Genomic DNA, 22,813 nt, shown 5'->3' with positions numbered 1-22,813 from the left:
CCGATAACGAAGAGTCTTTATGAACGCACATCTTGACGCGCTTGAGCCCTCCTTGGTTTGGCGCCACTTTCGAATGCTTTGTAATACGCCGCGCCCCTCTGGGTATGAGGCGGCACTCGTCGCTACCCTCGAAAGCTGGGCCGATGCTCAAGGCCTCGCCCACGACCGGGATACCTTCGGTAATTTACGCCTGCTTAAGCCAGCTTCTCCCGGCTGCGAACAGGCGCCTGGCGTGGTACTCCAGGGGCATCTGGACATGGTGGCCCAGGCCAACAGCGATCATGCTCACGACTTTACCCGCGACCCTATCAGCACCTATGTGGCCGACGGCTGGCTGCACGCCGATGGCACCACTTTGGGCGCAGACAACGGATTGGGCGTGGCGGCGATTCTCGCCGTGCTGGAAGACCTTGATTTACGCCACGGGCCGTTGGAAGCGCTATTCACCTTGGAAGAAGAGACCTCCATGGGCGGCGCCCTGAACCTGGCTGAGAATTGGCTCGCTGGCTCGCTGCTACTCAACCTGGATAGCGAAGATCGGGGGCAGGTCTATATTGGCTGTGCGGGCGGGGCCGACGTTGAAGTCGATGCCCAACTCCCCAGTGCCGCCACTGGCGACCACGAGCGGGTGATCGAAATCGCCTTGACCGGCCTGAAGGGCGGCCACTCCGGCGTGGATATCCATAAGCCGCTGGGTAACGCCAACCGATTGTTGGTCAGAGTGCTGCGCTCCCTTGAAGCGTTTGATGCGCGCTTGATTAGCTACCATGGCGGCACCTTGCGCAATGCGATTCCCCGGGAAGCCTTTGCCCAGGTGGCGCTGCCCGCCGACGAAGTAGATGCTGCCATGGTGGCTATCGCGGGGCTTGAAACGATCCTGTTAAGAGAATTAGGTAGTGGTGATAGTGGCCTTCGCATCAGCGCCCAGCGCCTGACTAAGGCGCCCGACGCGGAACCTTTAACCTTGGACGCCAGTGTGATGCTGCTAGCAGCGCTTCACGCAGCCCCCTGCGGCGTCGAGCGGATGAGTGCGGACGTACCAGGCGTAGTGGAAACCTCCAATAACCTGGGTGTGCTAAGTCTGGATAATGGGCGGCTGCATCTCTGCGCACTGGTACGCTCACTGCACGATAGTGCGGTAATGGCCATGGCGGATCGCTTTCAAGCGCTGTTTGGATTGATTGGCGCACGGGTAAAAGTTGAGAACAGCTACCCAGGCTGGGCGCCTAATCCGAATGGCGAGCTATTGGCGACCTTTAAAGCCCGCCACACGACGCTACTGGGCCGCGAGCCGGAGGTGAAGGTGATTCATGCCGGGCTCGAGTGCGGCATTCTTGGCGGCAAATACCCGCATTTGGATATGATCTCTTTTGGACCGCTGATTCGTGGCGCCCACTCGCCAGATGAGCGGGCGGAGATCGCCTCTGTGGAGGAGTTTTGGTCAATGCTGCGTGCGCTGATTGAAGATCTTGCCGATCAGCGCTAGTTCTCCTGCGCGAATACAAAAACGGCACCTAGACGGTGCCGTTCTTGCATCAAAAGATGACGCCTACTTGCTTAAATAGGCGTTGAGCATCCAGATGGTTTTTTCCTGCTCACGGATGTAGTCACCGGCTTGCGCCGCGGTACCTTCATCGTCGGCATCAGAAGCGAGTGCCAGCAGCTCACGCTGAAGCTCAATGATGGTTTGGTAGCCTTTCAGCACGCCTTTGACGCAGGTGGTGCCATCGTGAACGTCTTTATCTTCCTGAATACGTGACAGCGTTACGTAGTCGCTGTAGACGTGTACCGGCTTGTGGCCCAGGGTCAGAATGCGTTCGGCAACCTCGTCCACTTTGGTCAGCAGGTCGGTGTAGAACTCTTCAAACTTGGCGTGCAGCTCAAAAAAGTCGCTACCGCGAACATTCCAGTGGTAGCCGCGTACGTTCATATAGAAAATTTGGTAATTGGCCAGCAGGTGGTTGAGCTTTTCGGCGAGTTGACTAGCGCTACCTTCGTGTAGGCCAATGCTGTTGGTGTCAGTCATATCCTGCTTCCTCTTTATGCCGAAGTGTTTATGCCACAGTAGGCGGTGGTTGATACATGCTTTCAGAATAGAGTGTCATAGAGGCGATGCAAAACAAGTTTTTTGCATCGCGGCCATAGATCTTTGAAATTAGAACTTTGAAATTAGATTTTAGGAATTAGCACTTTGACATTAGGGCTTTGGCATTCGTGCTTCGACATTAAGTCACTGCTGTTACCCTTTGCTGATTAATTAGATGCTGGCGGTAGGGTTTTTTTTCAAGGTCTGAGTGTGTTTCAACGTCTATGCACCCACAGTCGAAGCAGGCTTTCACTGCGTGCTTCCAGCAGTTCAGCGGTACGCGGTAGTGCGTCAGCTAATGTCATGGGGCCATCGGCTAACGCGAAAGCAGCGGTGACGCCTTCATCAAAACAGGCTTGCCAACCATCGCCTAGACTGCCTGCTAACACGATAACGGGTTTGTTAAGGCGTTTGGCAGCACGGGAAACGCCAATGGGCGTTTTTCCCGCCAGGCTCTGCCCATCCAAACGACCCTCGCCGGTAATCACCAGGTCGGCACGGGCCAAGAGCGAAGCCATGTCGGCCTGCTGCATAATCATCTCAATGCCGGGCTTTAGCGTGGCATTTAAAAAAGCTTTGGCCGCAAACCCCATGCCGCCCGCGGCCCCTGCGCCCGGCAGCGTTCGATAATCGTCGCCTAATGCATGAGCGCTAATATCGGCGAAGTGACCAAGCGCACGATCCAACTGCTCGACTTCTTCAGGTGATGCACCTTTTTGCGGGCCAAATACCGCGCTGGCACCGCGTTCCCCCAGCAGCGGGTTATCCACATCGACGGCGGCTTCCAGGGTAAACTTGGCTAGCCGTGGGTCTAGCCCATCGAGTTCTAAGCTAGCCAATTGGTTCAGCGCCGCGCCGCCGGAGGGAAGCGGTTCGCCGTGTTGATCTAAAAAGCGTGCGCCCAATGCCTGCAGCATGCCGGCGCCGCCGTCATTGGTAGCGCTGCCGCCAAGCAGCAGCAGCGCTTTTTCTGCGCCCTGATCCAGTGCCGCCAGCAGTAGTTCACCCACCCCAAAGGTAGAGGTGTGTAGCGCATTACGCTCGTCGAGCGCTAAGTGCTGTAATCCGCTGGCTTCAGCCAACTCAATAAACGCGGTACGCTGGTCGCTCAGCCAGCCCCAGGCTGCTTGGCGAGGGCGCCCCAGGGCGTCTTGAACGTTTAGCTGGCGCCGCTCGGCACCAGTAGCGGCGATGAGTGCGTCTAAACTGCCTTCGCCGCCGTCAGCTAAAGGGCAAACTTGAGCGTGCGCATCAGGTACAGCGCGCTGCACGCCCCGCGCCATGGCGGCTGCGGCGTCTTGGGCGCTTAGTGCATCTTTGAAGCTGTCGGGGCAAAGCAAAACATTCATTAGCACGATCTCCGCAAAACGGTGTCTTCAATACGGTGTCTTCATTACCCTACAATATCAGTTAAGTATGACCACCTTTGGCGAGCTTAGCGCGCTAGCCTGCGCCAAACCAGCGGCCTCGCCCATTTAGAGGGACTAACATGAAGTCGATACCCATAAGCTTAACCTGTCTGCTGGTACTTGCTGGCTGCCAAGTGGTTCCTGACCGTCTGCCCCAAGCGGAACCAGCGCCAGCGGCTTCGTGCTATTTCCCCGCCACCCATGAGCAGGCGCTGGAAACCAGCGTTGAGGTGCTCACCGAGTGGGGGTTTACCCTGAACTCTACCGATACCTCCCTGGGCTTGATCAGCGCCAGCCGCGAACGGCCACTGCACGGCTATTATGATCCTTACGACGATGCCTACAGCTATGGGCGTGGAATGCGCCTGTTTGGTGGTGTGGGCATAGGGCGCGGTGGTTCCGGTGTCGGTTTTGGCATCGGGGGGATTGGTTATGGCGGTGGCGTGGGCCAGCAGCCGGTGGAGGTGGAGCGTGTGTCGCTATTGGTGGACGACGCGCATATACGTATATCCCGCGATATTCGCCGCTTCGATCACTGGGGTGATCTGCGTGAATCCTACAGTGCCAGCAACGACGATTTCTGTCAGCGTTTTCAGACCAGTTTTACGCAAACCGCCCCTGTGACCGGGAGGCCGTTATGAAAATGCGCCACTGGTTGTTAATCGGGCTACTGGGGGGATTGGTTGGCTGCGCGACGACAACGCCTTTGGAACCCCGTGAACTGGTTTACGCTACCTCTTCAGAGGAAACCTTCCGCGAAGCCGTGGAATTGATGGTGGAGCAGGGCTACGTGGTACGCCATGCGGATCTGTCCTTGGGGCGCGCCGAGGCATCCCTTGCCCGCTGGCCAGAGTACCGCCTGCAGTTGCAGGTGAGTGAAGAGGGCAGTGGCAGCCGCGTTCGCGTCTCGGCGCTGAGAGGTAACCAGCCCTTGCCGCCCTATTTGCTCGACCCTTGGCTTGTCGCCTTGCAACATAAATTAGGTGTCGCGCCATGAAGTGGACAGGTGCCGTAGTCGCCGTTTGCTTGGGCATGAGTAGCCTTGTGGTTAGTCCCGATGCCCGTGCCCACCCTCACGGCTGGATCGACCTGAGTGTGCGGGTCATCACCGATGAGCAGGGCAGGGTGAGTGGCCTGCATCAAACCTGGCGGATGGATCCCTTCTACAGCCTGGTCGTTTTTGAAGAACTACAGCAGGTGGAAAACGCCAGTCTAGAAGAGGGATTGGATCAGCTTGGCAAAGAGATTCGCGATAATCTCGCCGTGCAGCACTATTTAACCGAAGTGAGTATTAATGGTGAACGTCAGGCGTTGGGCGAGGTAAGCGAATATACCGCCATGGAGCGCGAAGGACGGCTAACCTTTATGTTTATTCTGCCGCTGGCGGCCCCTCAAGCGCTGAATGATGCTCTGCTTACGTACCAAGTGTTTGACCCTACCTACTACATCGAAGTGGTGCACGAGGAGGAGGATGGCCAGCCACGGGATGATGCGCTGATTCTTCACGGTGAGCCTAGCTGCAAGTTGTCTATTCTCCCCGCTGACCCCGACCCTGAGCTGGTGATGCAAGCGGCGCTGCTCGATAAAGATGAGAGTGGTGAGCCCGGCTTGGGGCGCTATTTTGCCGAAACCGGCCAAATTGATTGTCGCTAGGCGCTGTTCGAAAACAGGCGGTGTCGTGTTATTTTATAGCTATGTTACCTTATAACAACTTCTCAATGGAGCGGTTAGATGTTCTTAACACGACCCTTTACACGTCAGTTAGGGTTAATGCTGGGCCTGCTGCTAGTCGCGGCAGTGCTCATCATCGTTTGGCAAGGCGGCTTTCAGGGCGCGAGCTACCAGCTACTCGGTTGGCAGCGTGACCTGCACCGTTCGCTAACGCTGGCGATTACCGAACTGTCGCGCACCCCCACCATGGCGACCTGGGTGAGTCTGTTAGGCATTAGCTTCGCCTATGGCGTGTTTCATGCCGCTGGGCCGGGGCACGGTAAAGCCGTCTTGGCGACCTACTTAGCCACCCACGGCGGTGCGGTAAAGCGCGCCTTGGGGCTCTCTTTTGCCGCCTCCTTACTGCAAGGCGTGACCGCCATTGCGCTGGTCGTTGTGCTGGTTTACGGCCTAGGCTGGATAACTCGGCAGGCCATGGGCAGCGTTGCCTGGGTAGAGCAGGCTAGTTTTCTGCTGGTGGCGGCGTTAGGGGCGTGGCTATGCTGGCGGGCTGTCAAGCAGTTGCGGCGAGCCTATCAGCTGGAGCGAGCGGCTCATTCGCACAGTCCAGGCCACGAACATAATCCAAACCATGAACATAGCCAGAGCCATGACCACAGACACTGTTGCGGCGGTGCTCACCATATTGAGCCGCAGCAAGTATTGGATTGGCGAACAGCAATGATGACGGTCGGCGCCATTGGTATGCGTCCCTGTAGTGGGGCGGTATTAATGCTGGGGGCAGCCAGCTTGCTGGGTCAGTTTGAGGTGGGCGTGGCATCGGTAGTGGCCATGTCTATCGGCACGGGGATAACTGTGTCAGCGCTCGCCCTGGCGAGCATTTTTGCCCGTGGCTGGGCGCAGCGACGCTTATCCAAGCAGCAGTACAGCCAGCGCGGTGTACAAAAAGCTACCGGCTGGGTGGCTCTGGCCGGCGGTGCGTTGATAGTGGTGCTGGGGATTTCGCTTAGCGTTGCGGGTGTCGCACAGCCTGCCAGTGGGCCGCTTCTCAATGAGCCGCCTGTTCGTCAAGGCCACCCATTAACGGGATAAAAGTCGTCTATATATCAAGCCCGTCGATAAGTGCCAGCAACTGATCCCGTAACTGCGCCTGGCCATCCAGATCGTAGGGTTCTGGGCTGCCATTGCCCCATACCGGTGCTGGCCATGTCGCATCGCCGTGCCGTCTAAGCACAATGTGTACATGCAGTTGGCTAACCACATTGCCTAGCGAGGCAATATTGACTTTGTTGCCTCCCAGCGCTGTTTTCATTGCTTCGCCTAGCTGAGTGGCTTCACGCCAAAGCTGCTGCTGGTCGTTGGCAGAAAGCTCGAATACCTCGCTGATAGCGTCGTGGCGTGGTACTAAAATCACCCAGGGGTAGCGCGCGTCATTCATCAGCAGTGCACGGCTTAGCGGGAGGTCTGCGATGGGTAAGGTGTCGGCGGCAAGGCGTTCATCTAGCTCGAATTTGATCAAGTAATAGGCTCCAGATAGCGGTTTTGATAATTGTTAGCATAGCAGCCGCGAAGTGAAGTAGGGAAAGCAAGCGCGATTACCAAAACGCTGTTACCCTGAAAAAACTCCCAAGTGGCAAATTACATTGCCAGTGGAGTTTCCCGATATTGAATGACTCGTTAAGGAGAACGGAAAATGAAAAAATTATTGGCCATGAGCTTTATGCTGCTGATGACTGCGGGTGTTCTAACTGGTTGTAACACCATCTCTGGCGCTGGTCAGGATGTGCAAGAGGGCGGTAAAGCCGTCCAAGATGCAGCTGAATAAATAAGTCTGCGTTTTAAAATAAGTGGTATCCCACGGGCTAGGCGTTAGCTTGGCCCGTGGGGTTTATAGTCGATTCTGATAACTTGTTTTTTTGGAGATTCAAGGATGAAACCCCGTATTGCTCTGGTTAAATTTGCCGCTGTTAGCGCTTGTGCGCTGCTGCTAACGGCCTGCGTTAGTTCCCAAATGCCGATTTCCCCTGCCAATGACGACGTAGACGCAGCGCCACCGCCGCCAACGGTAGTGCCAAACGGTTCCAGTGGTGAGCAGTCTGCCAGCTGTGATCTAGACGCTATTCAGTCCGCTATCGGTGAGCCCTTCGACGAGGCTAACGTTTCGCAGTTACAAAGCGATAGCGGTGCTCGACAGGTGCGCGTGCTGCGTCCTGGAGATATGGCCACCATGGATCACCGTCCAGATCGCTTGAATATCCATCTTGATGATCAAGATGGCATTGAAGCGCTGCGCTGCGGCTAACCTAAAATCAGCACGACGCAGGCGGCGGTCAATACGCCCATGGTGATGTTGAACGCCCGCCACGCGGTATCCGTTTTGATCCACTGCCCAATCGCCGTGCCAAAGGCGGCCCATAAGGTAATACAGGGCAGGGCTACCATTTCTGCAAAGCCTGCCAGTAACAGTGCATTAAATACCGGTTGGCCGCTTTCAGGTAGAAAACCCGCCATCAATGCCAGCCCCATTACCCACGCTTTAGGATTGGCGAACTGAAACGCCGCTGCCTGCCAAAATGTAAAGGGTACGCTATGGGCCTGCGCCTTAAGATTGGGCGGTGGGGCGCTAGCAATTTTCCAAGCCAAATAGAGCAAATACGCGCTGCCTATCCAACGCAGTGCCGTTTGAATCGCCGGGTAGCGTTCGAACAGCACGCCCAAGCCCAGTGCTATGCCTGCAAACAACAAAAAGCAGCCGCCTAAAATCCCCCACATATGTGGCAGCGTGCGCTTAAAGCCGAAGTTAGCGCCAGAGGCGGTAAGCATAACGTTGTTCGGCCCTGGGGTAAGCGTCATCGACATCATATAGAGCGCGGCCGGACCGAGGATTACCCATTCGCTATTCATTTATTGTATCCATACAATTTTGTGATAAGGATTGTTTTGTTGCCGCTTTTGCTAGCATAATGGGGTTTAAATTGACGTCAAAGGTTTTATTGTCACCATGACAATGTGGGTGCCCTTGCTTGCTGAGTTTTCTGGTTCACGCTACCGTGCTATTGCCAGCGCCATTGAAGCCGCTATTCAGTCGGGAGCACTATTGCCAGGGGAGCGATTGCCGCCTCAGCGCCGCTTGGCGGATGCACTAGGTGTGACCATCGGCACGGTAACCCGGGGGTACGCTGAGGCTGAACGCAATGGCTGGGTGTCGGCACGGGTGGGTAGCGGTACCTATGTGAAAAGCCAAACCCAAAACAATGCTTTTAGCCTGACGTTTCCCGCTGACGAAACGGCCGGTGTGATCGATTTAAGCCTTAGCCTGCCACCGCCCCACCCGTTGCGGCAGACGCTGTTGAGCGAAGCGCTGCTCGCCTTAAGCCAGTCCGCGGCAGCATTAGCGCGCGGTGTCACCTACCAACAGGCCCAGGGATGCCATGAACATCGTGAAGTACTCGCTCGCTGGTTACATACCTTAGGCATGCCGCTGATGGCTGATGAACTGCTCATCACCCAGGGTGGCCAACACGGTATTAGTCTGGCGCTCAGCACCTTGCTACGGCCGGGTGAGCTACTGGCTGCTGATGCATTGACCTATCCCGGTGCTATCAGCGCAGCGCAGCAGGGCCATTTAAAGCTGGTGGGGATTGGTCAAGATGGTGAAGGGATGCGCATGGATCTGCTTGAGGCGCAGTGTGCCCGGCAGCCGCCTAGAGCGATTTATCTAACGCCGGAACAGAACAACCCCACCGGCGCGTGTTTAAGCGAATCGCGCCGCGAGCGACTGGTAACGTTGGCAAGACGCTACGATATCTGGCTGATTGAAGATGGCGTGCAGTATCTGCCCGCTGAGCAGCGCGGTACACCCCTTTACAGGCTTGCGCCGGAGCGCACGCTGTTTGTGTTTAGTACCGCCAAAGTGCTGGCGGGTGGGCTACGAATTGGCGTACTGCGTGCGCCTAAAAGCTTGCACGAGCGGTTAGCGACTGGCCTGCGCGCCCAGAGTTGGATGGTGCCGCCATTAATGGTCGATGTGGTCTGCCACTGGATTAACCAGGCCGCGGCTGAGAAGCTACTTACTTGGCAAACCCAAGAGCTCGCGGAGCGTCAGCAATTGGCTGCCGAATGGCTAAAAGATTTTTCCTTAAGCGGGCGTTCGCACAGCAGCAATGTATGGCTTGCGCTGCCAGAGGGGAGCCGGGCCGTAGAGCTGTGTGAACGGCTACTGCTGGGGGGCGTTAAGGTCAGCAGCGCAGAGCCCTTTTGTGTCGGGAGCACGCCAGCGCCCCAAGCGATTCGGCTATGTATTGGGGCCGCGGCGGATCGCAGTGAATTAATTCAGGCATTGAGTATCATCGCCGCCTGTTTAACTGAGCGCCCATTAGCCCCTGTTACTTTGTGAATTACTCGTAGCGGTCTTTCCAGCCCTGGTGGCGCACCTGGTCTTTAAGCATTTCGAGGACGTCGTACAGCACCTGCTCGGTGACCCGATTGCTGCCTTCGTCAACCGTCAGCCAGGTGTCGAAGCCGCTGTCGGCGGTGCGCTCCACTAACTGCCTAAACTCATCCGAATGAATGCCTAGCAGCAGCTCATCGACTAGCCGTTGAGCAACGCCGCTGAGTGATGCTTCCATCGCGCTGGTGGCCTGCTGCCCCATGGGCAGGCGTTTAAGGCGCTGAATCTCGGGGCTTTCCCGTAGCGTGCGGCTAACTAAATCACTGATTGCCCCCATAATGGATTGGCGATTGTGCTGGTAGGCTTTGCCGATAGTGCTCTCTAGCCGCTGAGCGATCTCATGAATCAGCTGAGCTTTGCGAGGCATGATCACACGTTCAATGACGCGCTCGGTCAGCGAATCGCTGGCACGTATCTGCTGCTGTACATTGCCCAACAGACGCAGGGCGATGCGGTCAGAAAGCTCCTCAAGGAGAATGTCGTAATACTTGGCAAAAAACAGATAGATATCCCAGCGGGTGACATCAATCAAGCCGAGGCGTTGCAGGCGGTGGAGCAGCGATACGACGCGCAGAATACGCAGCAGGCGGAAGCCCGCGAGGGGAATACAGCCCAGCACGTCGTACCAGTGCACGAAGGGATAAAAGAACCAGCGGTGGTAGCGCCGCTCGGCAATTGCGATTGACCAGCCCAGCAGTACATCGGCGATAAAAAAGCTGACAAACACCAGGTCGATGGTGATAAAACGGCTATGAATCACGTCATCGTAGAAGGTGTGAAAACCGGGGGCGAGGTTGGCGATGCCCTGGTTAATAGGGCCAAGCAGAAACAGCGAATCAAACAGCAGCAGCGTGAGGTTAATCACCACCAGCGTCAGAATAAAAAAATCCCAACCAATATGGGCGTATTCAACCGCTTTAGGCAGGTGCGGATAGCGTTCCCTGGCGGGCATACGAACTCCTTGTCGTTGGGTCTTTTAATGGGCCTGGGACTGGTAATGCTGCTGGGTCAGCAGTTCCTCTTTTTCTGCCTGTTTGCGTAGCTTTTTGCGCAGTGCCGCCTTTTCAAAACGCAGTTTTTGTAGCGACGTGGCTAAATTGAGCGGCGGTACGCTAGTGGGTTTACCATCAGCGTCCACTGCTACCATGGTGAGGTAGCAACTGTTGGTATGACGGATCAACTTATTACGAATATCTTCAGCCACGACCTTGATGCCCACTTCCATCGACGAGCGACCAACATGATTAACGCTGGCTAGAAAGGTAACCAGCTCGCCGACATGAATCGGCTGCTTAAACAACACCTGATCCACCGACAGCGTCACCACATAGTGGCCCGAATAGCGGCTAGCGCAAGCAAAAGCGACTTCATCGAGCTTTTTAAGAATCGCGCCACCATGCACTTTGCCGCTGAAATTCGCCATATCGGGCGTCATCAATACGGTCATGGAGAGTTCATGCTGCCCAGGCAGGGCAGCGTTAGCGCTGATCTCGGCGTCTGTCATACGGTGCTCCTGCTGTTACTTGAAACTAATAACGACTACCCGCCACCCATATGCTGGGCAAATTGAGCGGTGGGCAGTCATTGGCGGTTGTTTAAAACCATACCAGACCGACGGAAATAATAATGCCGGTGATAAAAAGCTGAATCAGGCAGAAGCCCATAATATCTTTCGCCTTTAGGCCCGCAATGGCGAGCACCGGGAGTGCCCAGAAGGGCTGTAGCAGGTTAGTCCAGGCATCGCCCCAAGCCACCGCCATGGCAACCCGCGGAATATCAGCTCCTAAGGCCTGAGCAGCCGGTAGCATCACCGGCGCCTGAACAGCCCACTGGCCGCCGCCGGAAGGGACGAATAGGTTGACAATACCCGCGCTGATAAACGACCAGAACGGCAGTGTATTGGTGGTGGCAAAGGAGACCAGCCACTCGGACATGCTCTCTGCTAGCCCGGACTGCACCATGATGGCCATGATGCCAGCGTAAAATGGGAATTGGATGACAATCCCTGCGCCGCCTTTAATCGCTTCGTGCAGGCTATTGAGCAGATTACGCGGCGTGCGGTGCAGAACAATGGCTAGGAACAGAAACATAAAGTTAACGATGTTAAGGTTTAAGCCGCCACCCCGTAGCAGGAAGTGATCAAGCAAGAACAGCAGCCCCGGCACACCGACCAGCAGGGCGAGGATAAAGCTATTTTCCAGACGTTCAGCAGGACGAGTAATGCGGCCAACCGGCTCGGGCTCTTCATTCAGAACATTTGGGTCGACATAGACGCTATCCTTCTCATCCGGCAGCATCATGCGGTTTACCAGCGGGATGGCAATAAATAGGCAGACCACAATAGCGAGGTTGAAGAAGGCGAAAATCGTAGAGCCGGTACCAATCACTCCAATTTGATCGGCGGAAAAATGCCCTTCGGTAGCGATGGTTAGCGGGATTGAACCTGCCAAACCGCCGTGCCACACCACAAAGCCTGAGTAAGCACTGGCCACTAATAGCCGATAGTCAACGCGAATCAATCGGGCCAGCTCTTTGGCAAATAGCGCGCCGACCACAAGGCCAAACCCCCAGTTAATCCAGCTGGCCGCCAATGAGACCAGCGTTACTAGAATGATTGCGCCGCCAGGGGATTTCGCAGTACCGGCTATTTTCTGCAGAATGCGTTTTACTGGCGGTGAGCTTGCCAGCATAAAACCGGTAACCAGCACCAGCAGCATCTGCATAGAGAACGTCAGCAAGCCCCAGAAACCATCGCCCCAGAAGCGCAATACTGCCAGCGGTGTTTGCCGCTCAATGGCGATCGCGGCGGCCGAGGCAATTAACGTCAGCAATAGAACGAAAATATACGGGTCGGGGAGATAGCGCTCCACCAGCTTTACCGCTGGTTTTGAGATCATTTTAAGCATGGGATGCTCTCTTTATTCATTATTAGGAAGTGGCTAAGCAAGGTCTTGGAAGTGTAACGGCATAGCTAATATACGGGGGAGTACGTAAATTTTCACGTTGAAGCTGCCCGCTTAATCTTACGTTAGCGTAGTTGAGGTTAATTGCGCCTGTTTTAACGCTAATGGTTTAACCGGTAGGGGCGATGGTAGTGAAAATAGTAGTAGACGATCAGCACCGCAGAGCGCACCAGCGTGAACAGCATAAATGCCAGCCAGAGCCCATGGTTGCCCAGTCCCTGGGTTAGCCACCAAATGGGCAGATAGGCGGCTAGGCCAATAAAGATACTGTTACGCATTTCACGCACCGCAGTGGTGCCAATAAACACCCCATCAAGCAGGTAGCTCCATACCGCAATCAGCGGCATGACGACCATCCAGGGCAAGTACTGCGCCGCCGTTGCACGCACCTCTTCAAGGCCGGTGAGCAGCGCAATGAGCGCATTGCCGCCCAGCGCGAACAGTAGGGCGGCCGCGCCAGCCGTCCAGAATGAAAATCGCGCGGCGGCGCGCACGGTGGCGGCAAACTCCTGCCAATCCCGACGGCCATAAGCGCGTCCAATTAGTGATTCGGCAGCGTGAGCAAAGCCGTCCAGGGCGTAGCTGGTGAGCATGATGAATTGCAGCAGCACAGCGTTGGCAGCAAGCACTGTGTCGCCTTGACGGGCACCCTGGGCGGTAAAGAACGCCATGACAAACAGCAGGCCGAGGGTGCGCACAAATAGATTGGCGTTGACGTTAAACAGGGCTGTGTAAGCCGCGAGTGCCAGCAGACGCTCACGCAAAAAATGGCCATCCAGTCGGGTTAGCTGGCGTAGTACCAGGTAGCTGCCAAATGCTAGGGCACTGTAGTCAGCGATTACGCTCGCCCAGGCCACGCCGTTGCTGGTCATTCCCAGACCCACCACAAACCATAAATCCAGCACGATATTAACGCTGTTGGTGAGCAGTAGAATCATCAGCGTAACGCGGGAGTTCTGTTGGCCCAAAAACCAGCCCAGAATGGCGTAGTTGGCGAGCACCGCAGGTGCAGACCAGAGGCGTATATGGGCGTACTCTCGGGCTAAGTCAGTCGCTACCTCACTGCCATCTAACAGCCACAGACCCAGTGTAATAAGAGGTGAGGCAAACACAATCAGCAGGCTCCCAACCACCAGCGCCATGATCAGCGATTGTCCCAGCAGGTTGCGCACGTCTGTGTCGTTCTCGCGCCCCATGGCTTGTGCGACAAGCCCCGTAGTGCCCATGCGCAAAAAGCCAAACCCCCAATAGAGGAAGCTAAACAGTGTGGCACCGAGGGTAACGCCGGCTAAGTAGCGGGAGTCGGGCAAGTGCCCGACCACAGCGGTATCCACCAACCCGAGCAGCGGGACGGTGATATTGGAGAGGATGATTGGCCAGGCAAGGGCCCAAATCCGCATTCGGCTTAGGCGGCAGTGATGATGCGGTACTTCTTCATCAACTGTTCTTGGCTTTCGTGGCGTTCAGGGTCAAGCGGAATGCAGTCCACCGGGCAGACCTGTTGGCATTGAGGTTCGTCATAGTGACCGACGCACTCGGTGCATAGATTAGGGTCGATGACGTAGATCTCCTCACCGGGGGAGATCGCATCATTGGGGCACTCGGGCTCGCAGACGTCGCAGTTAATGCACTCGTCGGTAATCATCAGGGCCATGGGCATACCTCGCGGATGGCGTTAACACCCAGGTAGCGTATAGATACCTGAGTGTTTTACTCAACAATGGCGTTGGCTAGCTAGTGTAGTGGTTACGCAGCGCTTCGGCGACCTGAGGATGCACCAGGGGGGAAATATCGCCGCCTAACTTGGCAATTTCGCGCACGATGGTTGAAGAAATATACGAATTTTCTACCGCGGGGGTTAAAAACACGCTCTCCAGCTCTGGGTTTTGTGCGCGGTTCATATTGGCCAATTGCAGCTCGTACTCAAAGTCGGAGACTGCGCGCAGGCCACGCAGAATGATTGTCGCACCCTGTTCGTACATCATGGTTGTGAGCAGGGTCGAGAAGCCGATCACCTCAACGTTGGGCAGCGGCGCACAGACCGCTTTCGCTAGGCTCATGCGCGTTTCCAAGTCGAGGTGGGGGCTTTTGCCAGGGCTTGCCGCCACCGCTATGACCACTTTGTCGAACATCCGTGCGCCGCGCTCGATCAGGTCAAAATGGCCATTGGTGATAGGGTCGAAGGTGCCGGGATAGACGGCGATATTCAGTTTGCGCGTGGTCATTCCTCGCTCTCCTCGTCCAGGCAGCCAAACGGGTTATCGCTGGTTAATGAGACGGCGTGGTCGTAACCGGGGATATGAATCCGGTCAGCGTGAATATCCAGCTCTGGGCCTTCCAGCACCGCTTCACCAAACTGATAGCGTGGAGCGTAGTGGCCACGGTCTGCCTGGGCCAAGTAGGCTGCTGCCGCTTTGCGGGTGGTTTCGCGACGGGTTTTCCAGGCGTTCACCGCCGCCGCGCCGTGGCGCTGAGTCAGCAGGCGTTCGGTCACCGCAGGCGATAGCACCACGCCGGTGGCGTTGTTGCCGCCGAAGCCCTTGGCGTTAATAAAAGCAGCGTCCGCGTGGAAAGTTTGCGCCGTTTGTGAAAAGCGCAGCCGCTCAGCATAGACATCGTCAGCCACTGCATCCAGCGTGGGAATGCCCGGCAGCAAGCCGTGGGCAAAACTACCCAGTGCGCTCGCCAGCTGGTCGCCTGCCGCGGAGCCTTGTGAGTGGCCTATAAAGGCTTTAATGGCCACTACGGGCCAGTCGCTAATGCCGTTGGCGCGGGCAATTTCGTCGAACACATGGGATTCGGTAATGCGGTTTTTGGGTGTGCTGGTGCCGTGAGCGTGCAAAAAGCTGCGCTCTTTAAGGGATTTTTCGCCCAGCATATCGCGCACCAACGCAGCCGCTTTGCCGAGGGTGATGTAGTTGCCGATGCCCGGCGCCGAAATCGAGCGCTTGTAACCGTCGGCATTAACGAACACATCAGGCACCGCACCGAGAATATCCGCGCCGACTTCCAATGCTAGGGCATCGTCCATCAGCAGTACGAACTGGCTGGCTTCCGCCATGGTAAAGCCACAGTTGCGCGCAAACGGACGGCAGGCGCGCTGATAATCGCTGTCGGTGAGCAGCTCCAGAGCATCCAGGGCTTTCAGACCAGCGTCGTCAGCTAGCGCACCCATGGCCCGGAAACCCTCAATTATTTCCGGGGTGATGGGAGCGTCTGCAGTACCCACCATCACCACACGGCAGCGTCCAGCGCGAATGTCATCAATACCCAGACGCAGGTTATAGAGAAAGCTGGCACAGGCGCCTAAGGCTGCGCCGGTGCCACCTACGCTACCCAGCACATAGGCATTCAAAAAGTCGGCGGGCATCTGACCATAGCCCAGGGGCATCTGCTTGGAGGTGGCGCGTTGACCACTCACCAGGCTTTTCAGTAAGCCGCCCCAGCCCTGATCGTCTAGCTGGCCAATGGAGTTTCCGGCGTACACGGCAATATGATCCGGATTCAACTGCTGGCGAAGCGTCTCCCAGGAAAGACCGCTGGCGCCCAGGCAGTCGCTGGCACCAAATACCGCCAGCGATAGTCCGCGGGGATGGTGCACGCTGCGGTAGAGGTTTGCAGGGTCAAAGCCGCTGGGTAGCTGGGCGGCCGCTCGTACCTTGGGTAACTGCGCGTCGGGAAGCAGTACCTCTAACACCCCTGCAGGTACACTCACCTCTACCTCGCGGGCATCAATGTCGCGCACCTGCCAATCCTCCGGCAGATGTTCGGGTAACTGGCGGCGGCGCAGGGTAAAGCGTAGCGGCTCGGCCAACTGCATGCTGGCTTGCCGGTTTGACGGCATGCCAGGGTCGAGAAAGCGCGGGTCTTCGTTGCGTCGGATCAGGGTGTGGTTCAGCACCTGATCGCGCAGCGACTGCGCTGGGGCCTCTACGGGCTGACCTTGACTATCGTGCCACCCCTCTTCGGAGTGCTCGACTAGACGCATAAGCGCGGCCAAGCCTTCCAGTGTCTGGCGTTGCTGGTCAGCAGGAAGGGCATCAAGCACGGTGCGGCGGAAGGCCTGATGGCCAGAGGTTCTGCCAGCGGGATTGATGCCGCCCATGCCGACAATCACCGGTAAGTGTGACAAGCCGGGTTCCTCGTGGTGCGGTGGTGGTAATAACAATTATCGGCAAAAGTACTCGGTATGTGATGCCTAGTACCATGCGCTTAATAAGTACGCTAAGAAGCACGTTATGCGTGATCATAGCACCGGCTGAGCAACGGCGTCATGCCGCAAGCGTTCGAGACTGATAGAATCACGCTTTTCAGCCGAGTAATGGCATGCAGCATACTTCTCGACCAGTGGTTTCTAATCAGCCAGGCCCACATCAGGATCTTGCCCGACGAGTGAGTCGAGCGTTAACGCATCCGCTACGTAAACCAATCGCCGAACACACGCAGCGCAGTTTCGCCCTGGCGGCGGAGTGGTTCGTGGGCCGTCAGGCACCGTTGATACTCGATTCGGGCTGTGGCGTGGGGATATCGACCCGCCAACTGGCGATGCAGTTCCCTGCCCATGCGGTAATCGGCGTGGATCGCAGCGAGGATCGTTTGGGGCGCAACCACGGCCAGTTGCCTGACAATGCGCTGCTGGTAAGAGCGGATCTGGTCGACTTTTGGCGCTTGGCCTATCAGGCTGGCTGGGTGCCAGAGCATCACTTTCTCCTTTATCCAAACCCTTATCCCAAGGCGGGGCACCTAAAAATGCGCTGGCATGGCCATGCGGTTTTACCCACACTGTTGGCGCTTGGCGGGCGCCTTGAGTTGCGCTCCAACTGGTCACTCTACGTTGAAGAGTTTGCTTTGGCAGTAGCTCAGGTAACCGGCAAACAGGCAGCGGTGAGTGAAATTGCGCCTAAAGGGGACTATTTAACCCCTTTCGAAGCTAAGTATGCTCAGAGTGGCCAGGCTCTGTGGCGTTTATGCGTTGAGTTGGAGCGAACATGACGTTTGTCTATTTGGTGTTGGCGATTGTGGCCGAAGTGATCGCCACGAGTGCCTTAAAAGCCTCCGTGGGCTTCACGCGCCCGCTACCCAGCGTGGTGGTGGTAGTGGGTTACGGGTTAGCTTTTTATTTGCTCAGCCTGGTGCTGCGCACGCTCCCGGTAGGGGTTGCCTATGCGATTTGGGCAGGCCTGGGCATTGTGCTGGTCACCCTGGTCGGCATAGTGGTATTCGGTGAGAAGCCTGATTTGCCGGCGGTGATAGGAATTAGTTTGATAGTAGCAGGCGTGGTCATGCTGCAAATGTTTTCAAAAATGAATGTGCATTGAGGAACTGTAATGGGGTGTTTTTTTGCTGTTAAACGTATGCAGCGCTGGTCGCTGGTGACAGGTGTAGCCACACTGGCGCTGTGTGTCAGCACCAGTCTGTTCGCCGATTTCAATCGCCTGGGCCAACTGCAGAGCAAAGGCTTTTCGATTAGCGCAGAAGCACGCCTTTTGGATGCTGCTGCAGGCGCCAATGCGTTGTTGGGCAGCATCACCCCGGACCGCCAGCTGTCGCCCGCTTCGGTCACTAAAGCCTACTTGTCGGCGGCGGCGCTAAACCGTTTTGGCCCTCAGCACCGTTTCACCAGCCAATTGGTCAGTTCCGCTAGCATCGAAAATGGAGTGTTACGCGGTGACTTGGTGTTTGAGGGTGGCGGGGACCCGGGCCTAACCACTGAAAACCTTTGGCGCTTGGTGCAGCGTTTGCACTTAGCCGGGGTGGGTGAGGTCGAGGGGGCGTTGGTGGTCAGCCAGTGGCGCTTTGGTTCAGTGGACTGTATTACCACTGACCGCTGCAATGCCCTGACTCGGGTTGCCAATGCCTATAGCGCGCCGCTCTCCTCGGCTGGCGTTAACTTTGGTAGCTGGTGCGTTAATGTCGCGCCAGCGATTAGCGCGGGTGAGCCCGCCCAAGTGGGGCTATGCGATAGCCAGACGTCGCTGATCACCATTGATAACCAAGTAATCACTCGCCCCGCCAATAGCGGTACGGAGATTAGCGCTGAACGAATTACCGATGAGCGTGGCGACGTGATGCGCTTGACGGGGCAGATCTCCACCAATGCCACTGCACGCGATGTCTACCGTGGGGCAGGGGATGCCGCCGAAACGACCGCGCAAGTGCTAATGGGCATGTTGAGCCAGGCGGGTATACAGGTGCGCGAACCGTGGCGCGTTAGCTCGTCTCAGCCGCCTAGCAGCGCCCAGCGTCTGGCGGCGGTGGACAGCCAGCCACTGCAAGAGCTATTGCTGCGCATCATGAACTACTCCAATAACTATATGGCCGACGTGCTGGCGCTGGATCTCGTCGAGACACCCCAGGCGCAGCTACGTCAGGCGGGCCAGGCGATTGAAACTTACGCGCAAAGCCTGCCCGGGCACGGACCGTTAACACTGTATAGTGGCAGCGGGCTGACCACTGAAAACCGTACATCGGCTCAGGGCGTTAACGTAATGCTGGAGGACATGTTTCGTCAAAGTAGCCTGTTTCCCAGCTTTGTGGCGGCCTTTCAGTCACCCGCTAACGGGGTAATGCGCTTCATTCGGCGAGGTTCCTCCACGTTTCAAAACAATGTCATGATCAAAACTGGCACGCTTAACCAACCTTTTGCAGTACGCGCCGCGGCGGGCTATTTTCGCACTGCGCAAGGGCGCTGGGGGGTGTTTAGTGTCATGGTCAATGGTAACGGCAGTACGCCTTATTTAAGCTGGTCTGAAGTGCTGGATCCGTTGTCACAGGATCTAGAAGCAATGATGTTAGCGAATTGAACAAACTCTACGCTCACAAGGTGAGGCGATCTGCATGAAACCTGGGCATACCGGTTTAACACATTTGGTTCACTCCACGCGCTATTCGTGGAAAGGCCTGAAAGCGGCGTTCAGAAACGAAGCAGCTTTCCGTCAAGAGGTCGGCATTACGGTAGTACTGCTGCCGCTTGCCTGGTGGATCGGTGAAGGGCCTATCAGTTGGCTACTGCTAGTGGGTAGTCTGTTTTTTGTACTGATAGTGGAGCTGCTTAATAGTGCGATTGAGAACGTGGTGGACCGGATTGGTACCGAGCACCATGAACTTTCAGGGCGGGCCAAGGATATTGGTTCAGCGGCGGTGATGTTGTCGCTGATCATGGCCGGGCTTACCTGGGGATTATTGGGCTGGGAAAAGTTCTTTAGCTAAGTAGGTGATTGAAAACGAACGTTTTTGACGCGCTGTCAGCGAGGTAGTTATGCAATTGAACGACGATTTCTTACCGTTGTCGACGCTGCCAGCGTCGTTACATACCGCCACCCAATCCGCCTGGAAGCGGCTAAGCGAGGCGCTTGCTCAAGCCGATAATGTCGCCGAGATGACCAAGCAGGAATTGCCTTCCAGTAACTGGCAAGGGCTTTCGGAACAGCGTCGCGAGGCGCTTGCTAGAGTATTGACCATCTCGACCTTCGCGCTGGATACCTTGGTTCGCTACCCCCAGTGGTTGGCCGAGTTGGATATTGCCGGTGAGTTGGACGTAAACCCAGGTCGAGATGAGCTGGCTAGCTGGCTGAGTGAGTCACTTGAGGGTGCCGAAGACGAAGAGGCGATGCAGCGGGTGATCCGTCGTTTTCGCCGCAAGCGTATGCTGGGGATTATCTGGCGTGACCTTAACCGTGCCTCTGATCATAGCATGTGGAGTACCGCCGCGGCGGTGTCTGAGCTTGCCGAAATATGTTTGGAAGCGGCATTAACCTGGCTTGAACGGTTTTACGCGCCGCGTTGGGGCTTACCTGCCCCACGTAAAGACGGCACGCCCCAGCGCCTGGTGATTCTGGGTATGGGCAAACTAGGTGCTGGGGAACTGAACCTCTCTTCCGATATCGATCTGATCTTTGCCTTCCCTGAAAAAGGTGAGACACAAGGTGGGCGCAAACCGTTAGAGCACCAGGAATACTTTACCAAGCTGGGGCAAAAGCTGATCGCCGCCCTGGATGCCATGACCGCCGACGGCTTCGCCTTCCGTGTCGATATGCGCTTGCGGCCTTTGGGCGACGGCGGGCCGCTGGTGGGCAGTTTTGCCATGCTCTCCAGCTACTACCAGGATCAAGGCCGCGAATGGGAGCGTTACGCCATGCTCAAGGCGCGCCCGGTCGCGGGGGATCTGGACGCGGGCGATGAACTGTTGGCCGGCCTGCGCCCCTTTGTGTATCGCAAATATCTGGATTTTGGCGCCATTGAGTCGCTGCGTGAACTGAAAGCGATGATCAATCGCGAAGTAAAGCGCAAAGGCATGCAGAGCAATATCAAACTTGGCTCCGGCGGCATTCGTGAGGTTGAGTTCGTCGTGCAGGCGTTCCAGCTGATTCGCGGTGGCCGCGATACGGAACTGCAGGTGACATCGCTAAAAGCTGCGCTCAATCGTTTGCCCGAGCTGGGCCTGTTGCCGCAGGAAGTGGTCGATGAGCTGCTGCCCGATTACGCTTTTCTGCGCGATGTCGAACACGCTCTACAAGCGCTGGAAGACCGCCAGACACAAACCTTGCCTAGCGACGATGCTGATCGTGAACGGGTAGCCTTCGCCATGGGGCATGAAGATTGGCCGGGGTTGATAGCCCAACTTGACGAAGTGCGCGAGCGGGTGCGCCAACATTTTGATGCCGTCATTGCCGACCCCGAAGAGGATGTCGATGAGGCCAACGATGATAGCCAGCTTGGCTTGGCTCAGTGGCGGCTTATTTGGTGCGGCGAGTTAGAAGTGCAGGAGGCCAGCGCGCACCTTGCCGAGGCGGGTTTTAACGAGCCAGAAAAAGCCTTGAAGCGGCTGCATAGCCTTTATCATTCTCGGCAAGTGCAAAGCATGCAGCGAATTGGCTTCGAGCGCTTGGATGCACTAATGCCGCTGCTGTTGGATGCCGTGGCGGACAATGAGGCACCGGATACCGCGCTTGAACGGGTACAGCCGCTGATTGAGGCCGTACTGCGGCGTACAGCTTACCTTGCGCTACTGCGCGAAAACCCCCAGGCGCTTGAACACCTGATGCGCCTGTGCGCCGCGAGCCCATGGATAGCTGAACAGCTGTCACGTTACCCCATTCTGCTCGACGAGCTGCTGACGCCAGAAACGCTGTATACCCCCGCCGATAAAGCGCGCCTTGCCGATGAGCTGCGCCAAACGCTGAATCGTTTGCCAGAGGATGATGAGGAGGCCCAGCTAGAAGCGTTGCGCGTTTTTAAACATGCTCAAACGCTACACGTGGCGGCGTCGGATATCGTGGGCACGCGACATCTAATGAAAGTAAGCGATTACTTAACTTTTATCGCCGAAGTGATTCTCGATGCAGTATTGGCGATGGCCTGGAAGCACATTACCCGCAAGCACGGTGTTCCTGAGGGGCTGAATACCGGGGAAGCGGCTTTTCTGATCGTTGGTTACGGCAAGCTGGGCGGCATTGAGCTGGGCTACAGCTCCGATTTAGATCTTGTTTTCCTTCACGATAGCGATGGTCAGGGCACGACTGACGGACCACGACCCATTGATACTCCAGTGTTTTTTACCCGTCTGGGGCAGCGTATTATTCACCTGCTCACCGCGGTAACGCCCACCGGCACGCTTTATGAAGTGGATATGCGCCTGCGGCCTTCGGGTAATTCAGGGCTATTGGTGACATCGCTTAAAGCCTTTGCCGAGTATCAGCGTCAGAATGCCTGGACCTGGGAGCACCAGGCATTGGTGCGCGCCCGAGTGGTGGCGGGTAGCGATGCGCTGGCCGAGAAATTCAGTCAGTTGCGGGGCGATATTCTAGGTGGTGAGCGAGATAAAGTTGCACTGCGCGAAGAGGTGGTCAAGATGCGTCAGAAAATGCGCGACCATCTGGGCAGTAAAACCACCAGCAATACCTTTAACGTCAAACACGATGCGGGCGGTATGGTGGATATCGAGTTTCTCTGCCAATACGCAGTGTTAGCGCTTGCTCACCAAACGCCTGCGTTACTTACTTACAGCGATAATATCCGCATCCTAGAAAGCCTAACGGAGAGTGGGCACTTACCAGCGGAAGAGGCGGAGCGCCTTCGCGAGGCTTATCTGGCTTATCGCAGCGCTACGCACCGAGCGGCGCTCACCGGTCAGAAAGCACTCAGCGATGGTGAGGAGTTCCGTGCTCATCGCGATATAGTCATCGCGCTCTGGCAGCGCTTTCTTGAACCTTCCACCGCCGATAACAGCTAGTCA

General features: G+C 56.5%; 24 protein-coding genes. 13 read left to right on the top strand and 11 right to left on the bottom strand.

The window, feature by feature from the left end:
- Window positions 1-19: 19 nt before the first annotated feature.
- Window positions 20-1,486: an aminoacyl-histidine dipeptidase gene (locus HZU72_RS18910; protein ID WP_180094911.1), complete on the top strand. Its 1,467-nt coding sequence runs from the start codon at window positions 20-22 to the stop codon at window positions 1,484-1,486.
- A gap of 63 nt (window positions 1,487-1,549) precedes the next feature.
- Here the strand turns inward: HZU72_RS18910 and HZU72_RS18905 are convergent, their stop codons facing one another.
- Together HZU72_RS18905 and HZU72_RS18900 are read right to left on the bottom strand one after the other, a co-directional pair.
- A complete protein-coding gene (locus tag HZU72_RS18905; protein WP_180094909.1) occupies window positions 1,550-2,026 on the bottom strand; it encodes a Dps family protein in 477 nt (158 codons plus the stop codon).
- 275 nt (window positions 2,027-2,301) lie between these two features.
- Window positions 2,302-3,435, bottom strand: a complete 1,134-nt coding sequence (locus HZU72_RS18900; protein WP_180094907.1) for a glycerate kinase — start codon at window positions 3,433-3,435, stop codon at window positions 2,302-2,304.
- Between the two features lie 140 nt (window positions 3,436-3,575).
- Here HZU72_RS18900 and HZU72_RS18895 point away from each other — a divergent pair, with 140 nt between their 5' ends.
- The 4 genes from HZU72_RS18895 to HZU72_RS18880 all read left to right on the top strand — a co-directional run bounded on the left by HZU72_RS18895 (window position 3,576) and on the right by HZU72_RS18880 (window position 6,258).
- Window positions 3,576-4,136, top strand: a complete 561-nt coding sequence (locus tag HZU72_RS18895; RefSeq protein WP_180094905.1) for a hypothetical protein — start codon at window positions 3,576-3,578, stop codon at window positions 4,134-4,136.
- Window positions 4,133-4,492, top strand: coding sequence for a hypothetical protein (locus HZU72_RS18890; RefSeq protein ID WP_180094903.1), 360 nt, complete (start codon window positions 4,133-4,135; stop codon window positions 4,490-4,492). Before HZU72_RS18895 ends, HZU72_RS18890 begins: the two co-directional genes overlap by 4 nt.
- Window positions 4,489-5,148, top strand: a complete 660-nt coding sequence (locus HZU72_RS18885; protein WP_180094902.1) for a DUF1007 family protein — start codon at window positions 4,489-4,491, stop codon at window positions 5,146-5,148. Before HZU72_RS18890 ends, HZU72_RS18885 begins: the two co-directional genes overlap by 4 nt.
- A 78-nt stretch (window positions 5,149-5,226) precedes the next feature.
- The gene (locus HZU72_RS18880; protein ID WP_180094899.1) at window positions 5,227-6,258 is read left to right on the top strand and encodes a nickel/cobalt transporter; all 1,032 of its coding nucleotides are present in this window, start codon (window positions 5,227-5,229) and stop codon (window positions 6,256-6,258) included.
- Window positions 6,259-6,265: 7 nt separating this feature from the next.
- Here the strand turns inward: HZU72_RS18880 and HZU72_RS18875 are convergent, their stop codons facing one another.
- On the bottom strand, window positions 6,266-6,685 hold the full coding sequence (locus tag HZU72_RS18875; RefSeq protein WP_180094897.1) for an HIT domain-containing protein: 420 nt from the start codon (window positions 6,683-6,685) through the stop codon (window positions 6,266-6,268).
- A gap of 174 nt (window positions 6,686-6,859) precedes the next feature.
- Between HZU72_RS18875 and HZU72_RS18870 the strand changes: the two genes are divergently transcribed.
- Both HZU72_RS18870 and HZU72_RS18865 read left to right on the top strand, forming a co-directional pair.
- Window positions 6,860-6,991, top strand: a complete 132-nt coding sequence (locus tag HZU72_RS18870; protein WP_027958626.1) for an entericidin A/B family lipoprotein — start codon at window positions 6,860-6,862, stop codon at window positions 6,989-6,991.
- Window positions 6,992-7,096: 105 nt separating this feature from the next.
- Window positions 7,097-7,468 carry an I78 family peptidase inhibitor gene (locus tag HZU72_RS18865; protein ID WP_180094895.1) on the top strand — a complete coding sequence of 124 codons (372 nt, stop codon included), beginning with the start codon at window positions 7,097-7,099 and terminating at the stop codon, window positions 7,466-7,468.
- Here the strand turns inward: HZU72_RS18865 and HZU72_RS18860 are convergent.
- Window positions 7,465-8,070, bottom strand: coding sequence for a LysE family translocator (locus HZU72_RS18860; RefSeq protein WP_180094893.1), 606 nt, complete (start codon window positions 8,068-8,070; stop codon window positions 7,465-7,467). The two genes, HZU72_RS18865 and HZU72_RS18860, sit on opposite strands and share 4 nt — an antisense overlap.
- Window positions 8,071-8,167: 97 nt before the next feature.
- Here HZU72_RS18860 and HZU72_RS18855 point away from each other — a divergent pair, with 97 nt between their 5' ends.
- Entirely contained in the window at window positions 8,168-9,562 is a 1,395-nt protein-coding gene (locus HZU72_RS18855) for an aminotransferase-like domain-containing protein (RefSeq protein WP_180094891.1), read from the top strand.
- 1 nt (window position 9,563) lies between these two features.
- Here the strand turns inward: HZU72_RS18855 and HZU72_RS18850 are convergent, their stop codons facing one another.
- The 7 genes from HZU72_RS18850 to HZU72_RS18820 all read right to left on the bottom strand — a co-directional run bounded on the left by HZU72_RS18850 (window position 9,564) and on the right by HZU72_RS18820 (window position 16,684).
- Window positions 9,564-10,568 carry an ion transporter gene (locus tag HZU72_RS18850; RefSeq protein WP_180094889.1) on the bottom strand — a complete coding sequence of 335 codons (1,005 nt, stop codon included), beginning with the start codon at window positions 10,566-10,568 and terminating at the stop codon, window positions 9,564-9,566.
- Window positions 10,569-10,592: 24 nt separating this feature from the next.
- Window positions 10,593-11,120 (bottom strand): acyl-CoA thioesterase, encoded by a 528-nt coding sequence (locus tag HZU72_RS18845; RefSeq protein WP_180094887.1) that lies wholly within the window; start codon window positions 11,118-11,120, stop codon window positions 10,593-10,595.
- A gap of 91 nt (window positions 11,121-11,211) precedes the next feature.
- On the bottom strand, window positions 11,212-12,522 hold the full coding sequence (locus HZU72_RS18840) for a short-chain fatty acid transporter (RefSeq protein WP_180094885.1): 1,311 nt from the start codon (window positions 12,520-12,522) through the stop codon (window positions 11,212-11,214).
- A gap of 158 nt (window positions 12,523-12,680) precedes the next feature.
- Window positions 12,681-13,979 carry an MATE family efflux transporter gene (locus HZU72_RS18835; RefSeq protein WP_180094883.1) on the bottom strand — a complete coding sequence of 433 codons (1,299 nt, stop codon included), beginning with the start codon at window positions 13,977-13,979 and terminating at the stop codon, window positions 12,681-12,683.
- A gap of 5 nt (window positions 13,980-13,984) precedes the next feature.
- Window positions 13,985-14,233 (bottom strand): YfhL family 4Fe-4S dicluster ferredoxin, encoded by a 249-nt coding sequence (locus tag HZU72_RS18830; protein WP_008957577.1) that lies wholly within the window; start codon window positions 14,231-14,233, stop codon window positions 13,985-13,987.
- A 76-nt stretch (window positions 14,234-14,309) separates the two neighbouring features.
- Complete coding sequence (gene coaD, locus HZU72_RS18825; RefSeq protein WP_180094881.1) at window positions 14,310-14,804, bottom strand: pantetheine-phosphate adenylyltransferase; 495 nt, start codon at window positions 14,802-14,804, stop codon at window positions 14,310-14,312.
- Entirely contained in the window at window positions 14,801-16,684 is a 1,884-nt protein-coding gene (locus HZU72_RS18820) for a beta-ketoacyl synthase (RefSeq protein WP_180094969.1), read from the bottom strand. The genes coaD and HZU72_RS18820 overlap by 4 nt, the downstream gene beginning before the upstream one ends.
- 221 nt (window positions 16,685-16,905) lie before the next feature.
- On the opposite strand from HZU72_RS18820, the gene trmB reads away from it, so the two are divergent.
- Genes trmB through glnE form a run of 5 tightly spaced genes read left to right on the top strand, consistent with a single transcriptional unit; the run spans window position 16,906 to window position 22,810 of the window.
- A complete protein-coding gene (gene trmB, locus HZU72_RS18815) occupies window positions 16,906-17,571 on the top strand; it encodes a tRNA (guanine(46)-N(7))-methyltransferase TrmB (RefSeq protein WP_180094879.1) in 666 nt (221 codons plus the stop codon).
- Complete coding sequence (locus HZU72_RS18810) at window positions 17,568-17,897, top strand: DMT family transporter (protein ID WP_180094877.1); 330 nt, start codon at window positions 17,568-17,570, stop codon at window positions 17,895-17,897. The genes trmB and HZU72_RS18810 overlap by 4 nt, the downstream gene beginning before the upstream one ends.
- A 9-nt stretch (window positions 17,898-17,906) precedes the next feature.
- Window positions 17,907-19,382 carry a D-alanyl-D-alanine carboxypeptidase/D-alanyl-D-alanine endopeptidase gene (gene dacB / locus HZU72_RS18805; RefSeq protein WP_180094875.1) on the top strand — a complete coding sequence of 492 codons (1,476 nt, stop codon included), beginning with the start codon at window positions 17,907-17,909 and terminating at the stop codon, window positions 19,380-19,382.
- Between the two features lie 34 nt (window positions 19,383-19,416).
- The gene (locus HZU72_RS18800) at window positions 19,417-19,788 is read left to right on the top strand and encodes a diacylglycerol kinase (RefSeq protein ID WP_022522083.1); all 372 of its coding nucleotides are present in this window, start codon (window positions 19,417-19,419) and stop codon (window positions 19,786-19,788) included.
- Between the two features lie 49 nt (window positions 19,789-19,837).
- Window positions 19,838-22,810, top strand: coding sequence for a bifunctional [glutamate--ammonia ligase]-adenylyl-L-tyrosine phosphorylase/[glutamate--ammonia-ligase] adenylyltransferase (gene glnE, locus HZU72_RS18795; RefSeq protein WP_180094873.1), 2,973 nt, complete (start codon window positions 19,838-19,840; stop codon window positions 22,808-22,810).
- Window positions 22,811-22,813: the final 3 nt, after the last annotated feature.

This window comes from Vreelandella sedimenti, from assembly GCF_013416325.1.
Taxonomy (GTDB): domain Bacteria; phylum Pseudomonadota; class Gammaproteobacteria; order Pseudomonadales; family Halomonadaceae; genus Vreelandella; species Vreelandella sedimenti.
Note: the sequence above shows the minus strand (reverse complement) of the source record. Positions and strands in the feature narration are given on the sequence as shown.

What these genes read in the sequence shown, in the direction of transcription:
- HZU72_RS18910 (WP_180094911.1), top strand. Translation starts at nt 20, where the DNA reads ATGAACGCACATCTTGACGCGCTTGAGCCCTCCTTGGTTTGGCGCCAC.
- HZU72_RS18905 (WP_180094909.1), bottom strand. Translation starts at nt 2,026, where the DNA reads ATGACTGACACCAACAGCATTGGCCTACACGAAGGTAGCGCTAGTCAA.
- HZU72_RS18900 (WP_180094907.1), bottom strand. Translation starts at nt 3,435, where the DNA reads ATGAATGTTTTGCTTTGCCCCGACAGCTTCAAAGATGCACTAAGCGCC.
- HZU72_RS18895 (WP_180094905.1), top strand. Translation starts at nt 3,576, where the DNA reads ATGAAGTCGATACCCATAAGCTTAACCTGTCTGCTGGTACTTGCTGGC.
- HZU72_RS18890 (WP_180094903.1), top strand. Translation starts at nt 4,133, where the DNA reads ATGAAAATGCGCCACTGGTTGTTAATCGGGCTACTGGGGGGATTGGTT.
- HZU72_RS18885 (WP_180094902.1), top strand. Translation starts at nt 4,489, where the DNA reads ATGAAGTGGACAGGTGCCGTAGTCGCCGTTTGCTTGGGCATGAGTAGC.
- HZU72_RS18880 (WP_180094899.1), top strand. Translation starts at nt 5,227, where the DNA reads ATGTTCTTAACACGACCCTTTACACGTCAGTTAGGGTTAATGCTGGGC.
- HZU72_RS18870 (WP_027958626.1), top strand. Translation starts at nt 6,860, where the DNA reads ATGAAAAAATTATTGGCCATGAGCTTTATGCTGCTGATGACTGCGGGT.
- HZU72_RS18865 (WP_180094895.1), top strand. Translation starts at nt 7,097, where the DNA reads ATGAAACCCCGTATTGCTCTGGTTAAATTTGCCGCTGTTAGCGCTTGT.
- HZU72_RS18860 (WP_180094893.1), bottom strand. Translation starts at nt 8,070, where the DNA reads ATGAATAGCGAATGGGTAATCCTCGGTCCGGCCGCGCTCTATATGATG.
- HZU72_RS18855 (WP_180094891.1), top strand. Translation starts at nt 8,168, where the DNA reads ATGACAATGTGGGTGCCCTTGCTTGCTGAGTTTTCTGGTTCACGCTAC.
- HZU72_RS18850 (WP_180094889.1), bottom strand. Translation starts at nt 10,568, where the DNA reads ATGCCCGCCAGGGAACGCTATCCGCACCTGCCTAAAGCGGTTGAATAC.
- HZU72_RS18845 (WP_180094887.1), bottom strand. Translation starts at nt 11,120, where the DNA reads ATGACAGACGCCGAGATCAGCGCTAACGCTGCCCTGCCTGGGCAGCAT.
- HZU72_RS18840 (WP_180094885.1), bottom strand. Translation starts at nt 12,522, where the DNA reads ATGCTTAAAATGATCTCAAAACCAGCGGTAAAGCTGGTGGAGCGCTAT.
- HZU72_RS18835 (WP_180094883.1), bottom strand. Translation starts at nt 13,979, where the DNA reads ATGCGGATTTGGGCCCTTGCCTGGCCAATCATCCTCTCCAATATCACC.
- HZU72_RS18830 (WP_008957577.1), bottom strand. Translation starts at nt 14,233, where the DNA reads ATGGCCCTGATGATTACCGACGAGTGCATTAACTGCGACGTCTGCGAG.
- coaD (WP_180094881.1), bottom strand. Translation starts at nt 14,804, where the DNA reads ATGACCACGCGCAAACTGAATATCGCCGTCTATCCCGGCACCTTCGAC.
- HZU72_RS18820 (WP_180094969.1), bottom strand. Translation starts at nt 16,684, where the DNA reads ATGGGCGGCATCAATCCCGCTGGCAGAACCTCTGGCCATCAGGCCTTC.
- trmB (WP_180094879.1), top strand. Translation starts at nt 16,906, where the DNA reads ATGCAGCATACTTCTCGACCAGTGGTTTCTAATCAGCCAGGCCCACAT.
- HZU72_RS18810 (WP_180094877.1), top strand. Translation starts at nt 17,568, where the DNA reads ATGACGTTTGTCTATTTGGTGTTGGCGATTGTGGCCGAAGTGATCGCC.
- dacB (WP_180094875.1), top strand. Translation starts at nt 17,907, where the DNA reads ATGGGGTGTTTTTTTGCTGTTAAACGTATGCAGCGCTGGTCGCTGGTG.
- HZU72_RS18800 (WP_022522083.1), top strand. Translation starts at nt 19,417, where the DNA reads ATGAAACCTGGGCATACCGGTTTAACACATTTGGTTCACTCCACGCGC.
- glnE (WP_180094873.1), top strand. Translation starts at nt 19,838, where the DNA reads ATGCAATTGAACGACGATTTCTTACCGTTGTCGACGCTGCCAGCGTCG.